The 14765-nt window shown below is 59.8% G+C and carries 9 protein-coding genes; 5 read left to right on the top strand and 4 right to left on the bottom strand.

What is annotated here, in order from left to right; genetic code table 11:
• The first annotated feature begins 27 nt into the window (after window positions 1-27).
• A complete protein-coding gene (locus tag BFQ00_RS08960; RefSeq protein ID WP_017528049.1) occupies window positions 28-405 on the top strand; it encodes a response regulator in 378 nt (125 codons plus the stop codon).
• Window positions 406-429: 24 nt separating this feature from the next.
• Here BFQ00_RS08960 and BFQ00_RS08955 read toward each other — a convergent pair whose 3' ends face one another.
• From BFQ00_RS08955 to BFQ00_RS08940, 4 genes are all read right to left on the bottom strand, one after another.
• Window positions 430-5250 (bottom strand): hypothetical protein, encoded by a 4821-nt coding sequence (locus BFQ00_RS08955; RefSeq protein WP_130183914.1) that lies wholly within the window; start codon window positions 5248-5250, stop codon window positions 430-432.
• Window positions 5251-5411: 161 nt separating this feature from the next.
• On the bottom strand, window positions 5412-7082 hold the full coding sequence (locus BFQ00_RS08950; RefSeq protein WP_065933249.1) for an ATP-binding protein: 1671 nt from the start codon (window positions 7080-7082) through the stop codon (window positions 5412-5414).
• A complete protein-coding gene (locus tag BFQ00_RS08945) occupies window positions 7079-8581 on the bottom strand; it encodes an ATPase domain-containing protein (RefSeq protein WP_065933248.1) in 1503 nt (500 codons plus the stop codon). Before BFQ00_RS08945 ends, BFQ00_RS08950 begins: the two co-directional genes overlap by 4 nt.
• A 141-nt stretch (window positions 8582-8722) precedes the next feature.
• Window positions 8723-9781 carry a hypothetical protein gene (locus tag BFQ00_RS08940; RefSeq protein ID WP_065933247.1) on the bottom strand — a complete coding sequence of 353 codons (1059 nt, stop codon included), beginning with the start codon at window positions 9779-9781 and terminating at the stop codon, window positions 8723-8725.
• A gap of 205 nt (window positions 9782-9986) precedes the next feature.
• Between BFQ00_RS08940 and BFQ00_RS08935 the strand changes: the two genes are divergently transcribed.
• From BFQ00_RS08935 to BFQ00_RS08920, 4 genes are read left to right on the top strand one after another with little or no spacing between them, the layout of a single operon-like run.
• Complete coding sequence (locus BFQ00_RS08935) at window positions 9987-11636, top strand: AMP-binding protein (RefSeq protein ID WP_065933246.1); 1650 nt, start codon at window positions 9987-9989, stop codon at window positions 11634-11636.
• 21 nt (window positions 11637-11657) lie between these two features.
• Window positions 11658-12425, top strand: a complete 768-nt coding sequence (locus tag BFQ00_RS08930) for an SDR family NAD(P)-dependent oxidoreductase (RefSeq protein ID WP_065933245.1) — start codon at window positions 11658-11660, stop codon at window positions 12423-12425.
• Window positions 12426-12437: 12 nt separating this feature from the next.
• The gene (locus tag BFQ00_RS08925; protein ID WP_065897985.1) at window positions 12438-13622 is read left to right on the top strand and encodes an acetyl-CoA C-acyltransferase; all 1185 of its coding nucleotides are present in this window, start codon (window positions 12438-12440) and stop codon (window positions 13620-13622) included.
• 9 nt (window positions 13623-13631) lie between these two features.
• Window positions 13632-14759 (top strand): acyl-CoA dehydrogenase, encoded by a 1128-nt coding sequence (locus BFQ00_RS08920; RefSeq protein ID WP_065933244.1) that lies wholly within the window; start codon window positions 13632-13634, stop codon window positions 14757-14759.
• The last annotated feature ends 6 nt before the right edge of the window (window positions 14760-14765 follow it).

The following is a 14765-nucleotide window of genomic DNA, read 5'->3' as shown; positions in this document are numbered from 1 at the left end:
CAGCTACCGACTGGACGAAGGCTTCCCATGAGTGAAGATGCACAAGATGTCGTACTGATCGTCGAAGACGACGAATCCATTATGTTTGTGCTGGGTGAATACCTGGCCGGCCTGGGTTACCGGGTATTGAAAGCCGTCAATGGCAAAGAAGCCTTTGAAATTCTCGCCACCAAACCGCACCTGGACCTGATGGTCACGGATTACCGCCTGCCCGGTGGCATTTCCGGCGTGCAGATCGCCGAGCCGGCGCTCAAGGTGAGGCCGGAGTTGAAAGTGATCTTTATCAGTGGCTACCCGCAGGAAATCCTCGACTGCAACAGCCCGATTACGCGCAATGCGCCGATTCTGGCCAAGCCGTTCGACCTGGATACACTGCAGGAGCATATCCAGCGCCTGTTGGCGTGATCTCCCGTACCCTCTGTCTTGGGATCAGGCTGTCACTTTGTTTGCCTCTTTCGCGGCATACCCGGGATTGGAAATAAAGCTGCCGGATGAGTCGAAAGCACCAATGATGCGGTGGCCGGGAATATCGCTACCGTAGTTTATCTCCCAGGGACTTAAACTAACCGCCCGGTGTGCCGGATGTTCGACCGTATGCCGATTGGCATATAAATGGAAACCCTCCATATTCCGGCCATCCACAAGATACGTATGGCCGCCCTTGTGCCCACCATAATAATAAGCACCGGCGCCACTGTTGTCGTAATACGCCGACGTTGAAATCCCACGCCCGTCAGGGTCGAGCGCGTCATGCCCTCCGCCAAACCCGCCTCGAGTACCGTTGACCTCTCGCACATCACTGATAGGCGTACGTAAAGTGAATCCGGTTTCAAATATCCCGGCCTCGGCTGCGTCGGCTTTCAACGGCGGTCGCATATCCCCACGAAAGACCAGGCCTGAATAGATATTTTTTTTATGTCCGCCGACATCGGTGAGGTTGACATGGCTATTGACGATGGCCTGCACATCATTGGGCGTAGCCTGCGGTTTTATTTTGATCGGGTGACGCACTACATTGACCGGTGGTGGCAAATACCGGATGGGTTGTGTAGTTGGATTGAGAATGGGCGCCTCATAAAATGCTTTTATCTGCGAACTCTGCACCGTGACGACGCGCTGCCAGGCATCATTATGGTCAAACACTTTAAACTCCAGTTTATGCGGGTCAACGCTGTGGGTTTTATAGTGTTTGCCCAATTGCTTGTCAGTGAATACCTTGTGCAACGCCCCCTCCATGGCCTTGGCGTTGGCGAATTTTGCCAGACCATGATTGGGATCATAAAAATAGAAGGTCTTTCCAGAGTCATCGATTCTTACGCCCGCGGCCATTGCATGACCGGGAGAGTCGATCATGATGGATTTGGAAGCGCTTGCCTCACTTAGATGCGTGACCATGTTTCGATATGACCGCTGCTCAAAAGGTTGATTTGCTCGAAACAAGGTGGGTAGGTCGATTTTCTTTTGTAGATCGTGCAGACGCTGCATGAATGCCCTCGACTCGGGAGCCTTGGGGAAAGCGGCGGCGTCCATCATGTTTTGCAATAACTGAGCTTCTTTTCCTTCTGCAACGGCGCTCGCCATAACGCGCGAAAGCGCGGCACATTGGCCCCTTGATAACTGGCCTGTCTGGCTGAGATAAACAACTTGCGGCATAGGCTGGAAGGTGCCGAAGTGAGGCTCAATGCAATCAAAGAACCGGCGTGAGCCTTGTCGCCCAAACTTGAGTGCTATCTCGTCGTAGCGTTTAACCAGAACCCCGACTTGCTGGGCGGTGATATCGTCCCTTGCGGCAAGCTTCATCAAGTCTTCAAGCGTGGCTGAAGCCTTCAGCCCCGGCACACTTGATGGCAGGCCAAATTGATAACCCTGCTCAAACGCAGTCGTGTCTGCAGTGTCACGGTACTTGGCGACCGTACGCTTCCAGGTCGTTTCAACAGCATCATCAATTTGCTTTACCGGGTCGGTTGCTCGCGTCCAGGTATCTAGGGCCTTGCCGTTCAAACGCATGGAAGGAATGAAATCGCTCAGCGGAGGGCCGTAAGGCTGGCGGGTAACCGGATTGTAGGCGTACCAGTTATCGTGTTTGAAAACCGAAGGTCCCTCCATGAATTCATTGTTGTATCTGAACGTACCGACTGCCGAAGCGTCGATGTTTTTCACTCCCTTGAACAGTTCGCCGACGTCCGCGCCCTGGGTGAGCATTTTGTATTCGAAAACCAGGCCACGCTTTAAATGGTTGGTTGCCCTGGCTGCCGCGCTGCCGATACCGTCCAGCGGGTTGAGTACGCCAACGGCCGCCCGCCCGACAATCTGCGTCGTCTTGATGCCAGTGGCAAATGTTGACGTGCCAGCCTTTAGAGCCTTGATCCCTTTGGCTGTGGCCCCCACGGCGACCACAACACTAAGCACATCGAATGCGAGGTCCACCAACCCGTCAACGATATTTCCTTCCTGAAAGTGTTTGATGGCAGAGTAGAAAGGCACCAGATTGAGGGTGAGGTTCGCGAAATTTTGATAAAAGTGCTGCCTGCTTTCAAACGTTGACAGTCCTTTGGCTTGCGCTTTCAAACCTTGAATATTTGCGTTTTTCACCAATGCGGCAGCGATGTAGGCTGAGCGCTCGCTGGCAAAGCTGTCAGGGATCGATTCGATGGCGGGTTTTTCGTGGGTAACCGTAGCTGCAAAGTTACCCGTGGGCGTGACGGTTGGATATTCATGATAAGTATGTCCCGCGCGCATACTCTGGCGGTCCCTCTTGAGCCCTGGCGTTGCGTCGTTCAGATCTTGCCGCTGCGTGATCCTGTTTTGCGCAAGGTCAACTTCGTAGGTATATCGCTGCCCGTTGCACACGACGCGTAACATTACTGCTTGCTTGCCAGGTAATTGCACTTTCGTGACGCTGCCATAATTGCCAATGGTGATCTCGATGTCCTTGAATATAGCGAGTTTGCCAACCTCAATGATTTTTCGATCTTTAAGCGGCAGTGTGGCAATGAGGTGCTTCACTTGTACAGCAGTGGCCTTGTCCATATCTTTTGCGTAATCGTCGAATACCTGATCGAACATAAGGTTGATCGGCGGCAAGTCATTGGCGCGGTGTATCAGGCTCGTGGGCAGTCGCGCATCCTTTGACGACCAACCTGCGACAAGATCCCCACCGGTGCCGCGTCTCAGGTAAAGATCTATCAGCGAGTGAAACCCCTTGTCATCTTTGGTGGAATAGAAACATTCAAGTTCGTAGTCAATATTGTCGCCATACTCCTGGCGCAAATTCTCCTTGGCCATCTCATGTCGTAAAGGCATAGGGGCGGCCAAGGTTGTCGATGCACTGCCTATCTCTTTCATCATCTCGGCAAACGCCAAGCGCACTGCGTCCATCTGGGCTGTGGTGTATTGGTCCTGGGGATTTACAGGAATCAGGCCTCGGGCGACGCCCCAGTCTTTCAGCGCATTGGTTTGAGCTCGATATTCGATGGCCTGCTCTTCCAGGCTGTTGGGGGGCGAGGTCGCCAGGCTCATCACCTGGCCGTAGCTCATCAAGGCAGTCGAGCCGGGAGCCTTGAATTCCAACCGCGCTACAGCGACCTGAAGACTGACCCAGGAGTGGCAGCTGGACGTGACGCGGGCAGGGATATCGTTAACCAGATAAGCCGGCGCCCGCCGTGACAACAGACAATGCGCTGCGGCTCGCGCGCATTCACCGCTTGCTTTGCCCTGAGCCTGCAGGTGCGCAGCTAACTTCCCGGCCATTTCGCAAATCGGCACGCCGTAGTACACCGGTTTATCCAATTGCAAGCCTGCCACCGTATTGCGCGTGCCTGTCCCGTTCACGATGGACGCTTCGTCGAGCGAAGCGTGAAGCGCGGCGAACAACCAGTCGGCGCTTGAGTCGGGCGTCGTGAGCGCCCCGAATTCCCGTTGCAATTGCTCGCCGATCGCCTTGCCCAAGCGTGACGATAGGATGCCTTCAAGGATCCGGCGAGGCTGCGACAGTGTCGTTTTATCCCAGGTCTGGTTACGCGTCAGTACGTTGAAAAGCCCATGTTCCTCGACCCCTGGCAATATCTGTAGAGGATGGAAATAAAGCTTTGCCTGATCCTGTTGGCTTAACGGAACCGGCCAGGACAGTGCGCCGCTGAAATTACCGTGTGACGGGGTGGCTGGCACCGCAGCGGTCACGTTGATCCCAAGATCCTTGAATTCTTTGAGGCTGGCAGGCACTGGCCAGCCGTTGTCTGCAATAAAACGCATCAGACTGACTTTTTCGCCAGTCTCCAAGCCATTTTCCTGCCGATAGGAAGACTTGTAATCGATCGGCATCATGGTTTCCCGGAGGCTTCGCGCCAAGAGCCTCTTGATACGCTCTTTGTGCTGCGTCGGATTACGGTAATTGATGTGGGACTTCGGTAACCGGGTGTCGCGCTCCGCGCGTGCGTGGTCATCCTCGAAGTTTTCCAGGAACTTTCCATCAGGTGCATTACGAAACACGTACAGATTATTGATATCCGCCGCTTGTTTCTGACTCTCCAAGACGTCGTCAGCGTTGAGTCGACGGTGTACCGCCTCGCCGAAGGCATTACTTTGCCTTAGCTGGTCAGCACGCTCGGCGGCGCTCTCCCGGGTGGCAGGAACGGTTTCTCCGTAGAAGCTGGCCACTGCAGATAAGTCGGCTGAGTGTCCGTTATCCACGTTGACGTAAAAAGCGCCATTCGCCAGCTGCTCGGTAGCTTGCATGATGAGCGGCCAAGACAGAGGCAGCGTATGTACATGTGTTAGCGTGGATTCCCCGAAATATTTCAGCGAAGACTCCAGCGCCAGCAGCCTGCGCGCAGTGCCTGCGATTCCGCCGGAGGCGGTCGGTACAGACTTGACACTCAGGACCGCGTAGCCAGGTTTGCCTCCTCTCGGTGGCAATAGCTTGAAGGGCTTGGACAAATCGACATTTTGCGCTTTCGCCCAGCTCGTAAAGTCCGGGCCATCAAGAAGCGCCTTGAGCTGTTGACGATATTGGCCATATGTCGACTGCAGCGGTATTGGCCCAATCATACTGGGCCCTGGATATGGCTGACCTGGCTGCGCACCTCGCACTAAACCGTCGGCGTACAGGAGAGCAAGCTCAGCGTCGCCTCGGGTTTGCGCCGATTGGTCGCTCGGCGTTCTCTGGGAGGAGAGTGGTGTAACAACGGGTTGGTTTTCGTTTAAAGACGGGGAGACGACGTTCGGATTAGTACGATCTACAGTCAGCGTCATCAAGGGCCTCGCTCGGAATCCAGAGAATAGCCAGGCCTTTTCTGCAGGGCAGGCGTAGTCTCTTGGTGTCCTGAACGTCAGCTCGATTCCAATTTTGCCTCAACTTTGCGTAAGTAAATCGTACGAAGCAGGCGACCTTGCACCGCAGCAGGTTCAGGCCGTCACGCCCGAATCATCTCTCGCACCTTGGCGGTCAGCAAATCGAAGGTAAAGGGCTTGGTAATCAACTGCATTCCCGGGTCCAGGAACCCCCCACGTACGGCTGCATGCTCCGCATAACCGGTGATGAACAGCACCTTGAGATCAGGGCGGATCTGCCGACCAATTTCCGCCAGCTGCCGGCCATTCATGCCGGGCAGCCCGACATCACTGATCAGCAGGTCGATACGCTGCTCCGACTCGATGATCGGCACCGCAGTGGTGGCGTCACCGGCTTCGACAAAGGCATAGCCCAACTCTTTCAGTACGGCGCTGACCAGCACCCGGACAGCCGGGTCATCTTCAACGATCAGCACCGTTTCACCGTCATTGGCGAAGGGCAGCATGGCCGGGTTAACCACGGCGTCAGCGACGACCTCTCCCACAAAGCGCGGCAGGAACAGGCTGACGGTAGTGCCTGTACCGACTTCGCTGTGCAGGGTGACGTGCCCACGGGATTGACGGGCAAACCCGTAGATCATCGACAGCCCGAGGCCGGTGCCCTGGCCGATGGGCTTGGTGGTAAAGAACGGGTCGAACACCCGGCCCATGACGCTTTCCGGAATGCCGCAACCGTTGTCACTGACACTCAACTCCACGTAATCGCCAGGGCTCAAGGTGCCATAGGCAGCGGTGAATACGCTGTCGAGGTGGCGGTTGGTGGTTTCAACGGTAAGGATGCCGCCGCCGGGCATGGCGTCACGTGCATTGATCACCAGGTTGAGCAGGGCGCTTTCCAGTTGATTGGGGTCGGCCTCGGCCGTCCACAGGCTGTCGCTGAGGCGCATTTGCAGGGAGATGCTTTCATTGATGCTGCGTTGCAGCAATTCGCCCATGGAGCTGACCAGCTGATTGATCTCCACGGGTTTCGGGTCCAGCGACTGCCTGCGCGAGAACGCCAGCAGGCGGTGGGTGAGGCCGGCGGCACGGTTGGCCGAGGTGACACCCAGGTCGATCAGGCCGTCCAGATCATCCAGCTTGCCCCGCGCTACACGCCTTCGCAGCAACTCCAGGCTGCCGATGATGCCGGTCAGCATGTTGTTGAAGTCATGGGCGATGCCGCCGGTCAATTGGCCGACGGCCTCCATTTTCTGCGACTGGCGCAAGGCTTCTTCATTGCTGCGCAGTTGCGCGGTACGCTCTTCCACCTGCTGCTCGAGGGACTCCAGGGTGCGTTGCAGGCGCAACTCACTGGCACTCAGGTCGAGCAGGCGGTCCCGTGCTTCGTATTGCCGCCGCCGCCCGCGCAAGGCCGTACTGACCAGGCTGATCAGAGTCACAGGATGGAACGGGCGTTCAAGGAAGGTGACATTGCCCAGCAACCCACTCAGGTGCGACGAGCCGTTTTGCTCGCTGCCGCCGTGATGGGTCATCAGCACGATCGGCAGGTCGGACCAGGCAGGTTGCTGGTGCAGGTACTCCAGCAGGGGTTCCAGGTCCACGCCACGCAAGGCTTCAGCCGCCACAATGAGCAGGCCGGCACCTTCGTTCAGCGCTTCGCACAAATCGATGAGATTGCCGACGACCATACCCTGGTAGCCGGCTTCATTGAGCATCATCAGCGCCAACGAGCTGTCGCGGCCCAAAGGCGCGAGGATAATGGCGCGTTCAAACACCGGGGACAGGGACGTCACACTCCCTCTTCCTTGAGCAGAGGCGAGCCGGCGCCCATGTAGATCGGAATGCCGCGCAGCACGCCCTGGAAGTTATCCAGCGGTTCGCCGACCGTCATGCCATTGCTGCTGATGCGGTATTCGCGAATCGTCGATTCGTGGGTACCGGTGCGTTTCTTGATGATGGAAATGGCCCGGCGCACCTTGCCCAGCGCTTCGAAATAACGCAGCAGGATCACGGTATCGGCCAGGTAGGTGATGTCTACCGGGGTCTGCATATCGCCGACCAGGCCATGCTGGGCGACGGTCATGAAGGTCGCAGCGCCACGCCGGTTGAGGTACAGCAGAAGTTCGTGCATATGCAGGATCAGTGCGTTCTCTTCCGGCATCGCCGCCTGGTAACCGTTGATACTGTCGATCACCACGGTTTTGATGCCGCCTTCGTCCACGCAGCGGCGTACACGGTGTGAGAATTCACCAGGCGACAGCTCGGCCGCGTCGACCTGTTCGATCAGCAGGTTGCCGGTGGCCTGCAGCGCCGCCAGGTCGATGCCCATATTCTTCATGCGCTCAAACAGCAGGCCCATCTCTTCGTCAAAGATGAACAGCGCGGCTTTTTCCCCTCGCGCCACCGCAGCGGCGGCGAAGACCATGGAGATCAGGGATTTGCCGGTGCCGGCCGGGCCGAGAATCAGGCTGCTGGAGCCGGTCTCGACGCCGCCGCCCATCAATGCATCGAGTTCGGCGATACCGCTGCTCATGGTCTGGCGCGTGTAGCCGCCGCGATGTTCGGCCGCCACCAGGCGCGGGAACACGTGCACACCGTCACCCATGATTGTGAAGTCGTGAAAGCCGCCACGGTACTTCTGTCCCCGGTACTTCACCACCCGCACACGGCGACGTTCAGCACCGTAGCTGGGCGTCAGTTCTTCCAGGCGAATCACGCCATGGGCCACGCTGTGCACGGTTTTGTCGAGGGATTCCGTAGTCAGGTCGTCGAGCAGCAGCACCGTGGCGTCATAGCGCACGAAGTAGTGCTTGATCGCCAGAATCTGCCGGCGATAGCGCAGGGAGCTTTGCGCCAGCAGGCGGATCTCCGACAGGCTGTCGACCACCACGCGGGTGGGCTTGACGCGTTCGACCACTTCGAAAATCTGCCGCGTGGCTTCGCCCAGTTCCAGATCGGAGGAGTACAGCAGACTTTGCTGATGCTCGGCGTTGAGCAGGCTTTCCGGCGGGGTCAACTCGAAGATATGAATGTTGTCGTCCAGGTCCCAGCCATGAGACTTGGCACCTTGGCGCAGCTCACGTTCGGTTTCGGACAAGGTGATATACAGCGACTTTTCACCGTTTTTCGCGCCGGCCTGCAAAAAGTGCAGGGCGACCGTGGTTTTGCCCGTGCCAGGCTCGCCTTCCAGCAAGAACAAATGGCTGCGTGAGAGGCCCCCGGAAAGAATGTCATCAAGACCTTCGATGCCGGTGGCTGCCTTTTCACTTAAGAGCGAATTTGATGTAGACAAGAAGTGCCCTCAGGTCACGTACGAATTGGGTGCGCGCCGTTGGACGCGTCATATTCACTTGACCCTATCGGCTTGTGGCGGTTCAACGTTTTGGATTATTTGTGAGAAACCTGGCGACTTGCGCAGGTTCTTGCAGGGCGCTCACAGCCCCTGTTGCAGCGCCGGGTCATCCGGATTCTGCTGCTCCAGCTGCGCCAGCAGCACCTGGACGTTCTGCAATTGGCCGCTTTCTTTCCAGTAATTGACCAGCAACACACGCGCTTTTCGATTGGCCGGGTGGCGCTGGACGATGTCTTCCAACTGCCGCTGGGCCGCCTCAAGCTCGTCCTGGTCGTGCAACGTGGTGGCCAGGTCGAAGCGGTAATCCTGATTGGCCGGCTCAAGCTCTACCGCCTTGGACAGGCCGAGCAGGGCATAGGGGCGCTCGCCATGGTGCAGCAGCCACATACCCAGGGCGTGTTGCAGGTAGGCCGACTCCGGGTGTGCCGCCAATTGCTGCGCCAGCAGCTGGCGCGATTCGTCGGTCTTGCCCTGTTTATCCAGCAACTCGATCTGCGCCACCACCGCTTGCAGGTTGTCCGGTTGCAAACGCATGGCCTGCTGCAGCGCATGTTGCGCATCCGCCAGCAGGGCGCTGTGGATATACAGACGCGCCAATTGAATCCAGCCTTCGGCGGTCTCGGGCTGGGCCTTGAGGGTTTTGGCGAATTCGTCGAGCACTTGCTGCAGCGGGCCGAAATACAGGCCCAACGTATCCGGCGACAGGCCGAGCAGGGCGTTGGCGGCGGCAAAGCGCACGTGCTGTTCGGGGTCCTCCAGCACCGGCCCGAGCAGCAAGGTGCGCTGGCCGCTCGGCACCAGGCCGACAATGCTGTGGATCGCCGCTTCACGCACCACGGGCGAGGCATCAGCCAGGTCTTTATCCGCCAGCTTCAGCGCTTGGGGGCTGGGGTAGTTGGGGAGCTCGGCATGCAGCGCGGCGCGCCGTTCAGGTGACAGGTCCGGCCGCCCCAGCTGTTGATACAACACCCGCGCCGCCCCCGGCTCGCCATTGCGCGCCTGCTTCAAGGCCTTGGAATAACCCTGGGCAATCGCCGGGGGCGCGGCCACAGGCGTTGTGCGCGAGAAAAACCAGGTGATCAACACAATCGACAACAGGGCGCACAGGCCGATGATGGAGTAACGGCGTGACTTTGACATGCAGGCGTCCGAAGGCAGGGTACGGGTACAAAGTCGCAAGCTTCGGCCAGTGCAGGGCGAGTGTCAAACCGGATTGGCCAAACCAGTCAGCCAAGTTGGCGGCTTTGACCATTGCTGGGCGCAACGCTGCGGAGCGACTATTTGCAGGCGATTGACCTGGTTGAAAAAGTGTCCTTAAAACAAAAACACACAAGGAACCGAAGCGATGCGTGATTACCTGGCCGCCATCACCGAATTCGATTACCAGCACACCGTCGACATGACGCTGGCCGGCAACCTGCAGGCCCTCAACGCCTGTGTGGAGTGCTGTGACCGTCACGCACTGCCCGGGCGTATTGCGCTGTTCTGGGAGGGCAAGGAAGGGCGCAGCGCCACGGTCACCTTTACCGACTTGCAGGACCAGGCCGCACGCTTTGCCAATTTCCTGCTGGGGCAGGGCATCAAGCGCGGTGACAAAGTCGCCGGCTTGTTGCCGCGCACGGCCGAACTGCTGGTGGTGGTCCTGGCCACCTGGCGCATCGGCGCGGTCTATCAACCCTTGTTCACCGCATTCGGGCCCAAGGCCATCGAGCACCGCCTGAACAGTTCCGGCGCCGCCCTGGTGGTCACCGATGCGGTGAATCGGCCCAAGCTCGCGGACGTGGAGGGCTGCCCGACCATCGTGACGGTCACCGGGGCCAAAGGCGAAGGCCTGGTGCGCGGCGATTTCAGCTTCTGGGCCGAACTGCCCCAATATTCCAATACCTGCGAGCCCGTACTGCTGGGGGCGGACGAGCCCTTTTTGCTGATGTTCACCTCAGGCACCACCGGGCCGTCCAAAGCCCTGTCGGTACCGCTCAAGGCGATTGTCGCATTCCAGGCCTATACCCGCGACGCGGTGGACCTGCGCCCCGAAGACGCATTCTGGAACGTGGCCGATCCGGGCTGGGCCTACGGCATCTATTTTGGTGTGACCGGGCCGCTGTCCATGGGGCATCCGATTACCTTCTACGATGGCCCCTTCACCCTGGAAAGCACCTGCCGGGTCATCAACAAGTACGGCATCACCAACTTGACCGGTTCGCCCACCGCGTATCGCCTATTGATTGCCGGCGGCGAGCAGTTCGCCCGTTCGATCAAGGGCCGGTTGCGCATCGTCAGCAGCGCCGGCGAGCCCTTGAACCCCGAGGTGATTCGCTGGTTCGCCGACAACCTCGGCGTGACCATTCACGACCACTACGGACAAACCGAGCTGGGCATGGTGCTGTGCAATCACCACGGCCTGGCGCATCCGGTGCATGTCGGCGCGGCGGGGTTCGCTTCGCCCGGGCATCGCATCGTGGTACTGGATGACAACCACCAGGAATTGCCTGCCGGCCAGCCCGGCATTCTCGCCATCGACCGCGAGCAATCGCCGATGTGCTGGTTCGCAGGCTACGACGGGGTGAAAACCAAAGCCTTTGTCGGCAAGTATTACCTCAGTGGCGATACCGTGGAGCTCAACCCGGACGGCAGCATCAGTTTTGTCGGGCGCAGTGACGACGTGATTACCACCTCCGGCTACCGCGTGGGGCCGTTCGACGTGGAAAGCGCGCTGGTCGAACACCCGGCCGTGATCGAAGCCGCCGTGGTCGGCAAACCCTGTCCGGAGCGCACCGAACTGGTGAAAGCCTTTGTGGTGATCAACGAGCAATACCGCGCCACCCCGGAGCTGGCCGAAGAATTGCGTCTGCACGTGCGTCAACGCCTGGCGGCCCATGCGTATCCGCGGGAAATCGAATTCGTCAGCGACTTGCCCAAGACCCCCAGCGGCAAACTGCAACGCTTCATCTTGCGTAATCAGGAAATCGCCAAGGCCCAGGCGGCCGTGGCGTGACCCTTTCAAAAGGAAACAGTGATGCAGATTGAAAACAAGGTATTCCTGGTCAGCGGCGGCGCTTCCGGTCTCGGCGCGGCCACGGCTGACATGCTGATCGCGGCGGGCGCCAAGGTCATGCTGGTGGACCTCAACGCCGACGCCGTTGCCGCCAAGGCCGGCCAGCTTGGCGACAACGCCCGCAGCGCCGTGGCGGACATCAGCCAGGAAGCGGCGGCCGAAGCCGCCGTACACGCCACGGTTGCCGCCTTTGGTGGTTTGCACGGGCTGGTCAACTGCGCCGGTGTGGTGCGTGGCGAGAAGATTCTCGGCAAGGACGGCCCGCACGCCCTGGCCAGTTTTGCCCAGGTGGTCAACGTCAACCTGATCGGCAGCTTCAACCTGTTGCGCCTGGCCGCTGCGGCCATCGCTGAAACCGACGCGGATGCCGATGGCGAACGCGGTGTCATCATCAATACCGCCTCGGTGGCGGCGTTCGACGGGCAGATCGGCCAGGCCGCGTATGCCGCCTCCAAGGGCGCGATTGCCAGCCTCACCTTGCCGGCCGCGCGCGAACTGGCACGTTTTGGTATCCGCGTGATGACCATCGCCCCCGGCATCTTCGAAACCCCGATGATGGCCGGCATGACCCCGCAGGTACGCGAGGCCCTGGCCGCCGGCGTGCCGTTCCCGCCACGCCTGGGCAAACCCGTCGAATATGCGGCCCTGGTGCGGCATATCATTGAAAACAGCATGCTCAATGGCGAGGTGATCCGTCTCGACGGCGCCTTGCGCATGGCAGCCAGGTAAGGAGGCATCTTCATGAATGACCCTATCGTTATTGTCAGCGCCGTGCGCACGCCCATGGGCGGGTTCCAGGGCGACCTCAAGGGCTTGACCGCACCGCAACTGGGTGCCGCCGCGATTCGTGCGGCGGTCGAGCGCGCCGGTATCGCCACCGACGCCGTCGACGAAGTGTTGTTTGGTTGTGTACTGCCCGCAGGCCTCGGCCAGGCGCCGGCACGCCAGGCAGCGCTGGGCGCCGGGCTGGACAAATCCACCCGTTGCACCACGCTCAACAAGATGTGCGGCTCGGGCATGCAAGCGACGATTATGGCTCACGATGCCTTGCGCGCCGGCAGTGTCGACGTGGTGATCGCCGGCGGCATGGAGAGCATGTCCAACGCGCCGTACCTGCTCGACCGCGCCCGCAGCGGCTATCGCATGGGGCACGGCAAGGTCCTCGACCACATGTTCCTCGACGGCCTGGAAGACGCCTACGACAAGGGCCGCCTGATGGGCACCTTTGCCGAAGACTGCGCCGAGCACAACGGGTTTACCCGCCAAGCCCAGGACGCCTTTGCGATTGCCTCCCTGACGCGTGCGCAGGAAGCCATCACCCACGGCAGTTTTGCCGCTGAAATCGTCCCGGTGCAGGTCACTGTCGGCAAAGAGCAGAAAACCATCCTGCATGACGAACAGCCGCCCAAGGCCAGGCTGGACAAGATCGCCAGCCTGAAGCCAGCGTTCCGCGAAGGCGGCACGGTCACCGCAGCCAACTCCAGCTCGATCTCCGATGGCGCGGCGGCGCTGTTGCTGATGCGCGAATCCGAGGCAAGCAAGCGCGGCCTCAAGCCCCTGGCGGTGATTCATGGGCATGCGGCGTTTGCCGATGAGCCGGGGCTGTTTCCGGTGGCGCCTGTTGGGGCGATCCGTAAGTTGATGGGCAAAACCGGCTGGAGCCTGGAGGATGTCGACCTGTTCGAGATCAACGAAGCGTTCGCGGTGGTCAGCCTGGTCACCATGAGCAAACTGGAAATTCCCCACGACAAGGTCAACGTGCACGGCGGCGCCTGTGCCCTGGGCCATCCGATCGGTGCCTCGGGCGCGCGCATCCTGGTGACGCTGCTCTCGGCCCTGCGCCAGAAAGGCCTCAAGCGCGGCGTTGCGGCGATCTGCATCGGCGGCGGTGAAGCCACGGCCATGGCCGTTGAATGCCTGTATTAAGGACTGACCATGCTGCCTAATGACGAACAACTGCAAATCAGCGACGCGGCCCGGCAATTTGCCCAGGAACGCTTGAAACCGTTCGCCGCCGAATGGGACCGCGACCATCGCTTTCCCCGGGAGGCCATCGCTGAGATGGCCGAACTGGGCTTTTTCGGCATGCTGGTGCCGGAACACTGGGGTGGCTGCGACACCGGTTACCTGGCCTACGCCATGGCCCTGGAAGAAATTGCCGCCGGCGATGGCGCCTGCTCGACCATCATGAGCGTGCACAACTCGGTGGGCTGCGTGCCGATCCTCAAGTTCGGCAATGACCAGCAGAAAGAACAGTTCCTCAAGCCCCTGGCCAGCGGAGCGATGCTTGGCGCTTTTGCGTTGACCGAACCCCAGGCCGGCTCCGACGCCAGCAGTCTTAAAACCCGCGCACGCCTTGAGGGTGATCATTACGTGCTCAACGGCTGCAAACAATTCATCACCTCGGGGCAGAACGCCGGCGTGGTGATTGTGTTTGCGGTCACCGATCCGGCGGCGGGCAAGCGTGGCATCAGTGCGTTTATCGTGCCCACCGATTCGCCGGGCTACAGCGTCGCGCGGGTCGAGGACAAGCTGGGGCAGCACGCCTCGGATACCTGCCAGATCCTGTTTGAAGACCTTAAGGTGCCGCTCGCCAACCGCCTGGGCGAGGAGGGCGAGGGCTACCGGATCGCCCTGGCCAACCTTGAGGGCGGGCGCGTAGGCATTGCCGCGCAATCGGTGGGCATGGCCCGTGCGGCGTTTGAAGCGGCCCGTGATTACGCCTGTGAGCGTGAAAGCTTCGGCAAGGCCCTGATCGAACATCAGGCCGTCGCCTTTCGCCTGGCGGACATGGCCACGCAGATTGCCGTTGCCCGGCAGATGGTGCACTACGCGGCAGCCCTGCGCGACAGCGGCAAGCCGGCGTTGGTCGAGGCGTCCATGGCCAAGCTGTTCGCGTCCGAAATGGCCGAGAAAGTCTGCTCGGCCGCCTTGCAAACCCTGGGCGGTTACGGTTATCTGAGCGACTTCCCCCTGGAGCGGATCTATCGCGATGTGCGGGTCTGCCAGATTTACGAAGGCACCAGCGATATCCAGCGTATGGTCATCTCACGCAATCTTTAAGGAGCC

It is taken from the genome of Pseudomonas sp. 28 E 9 (assembly GCF_900004785.1).
Lineage (GTDB): Bacteria > Pseudomonadota > Gammaproteobacteria > Pseudomonadales > Pseudomonadaceae > Aquipseudomonas > Aquipseudomonas orientalis_A.
Note: the sequence above shows the minus strand (reverse complement) of the source record. Positions and strands in the feature narration are given on the sequence as shown.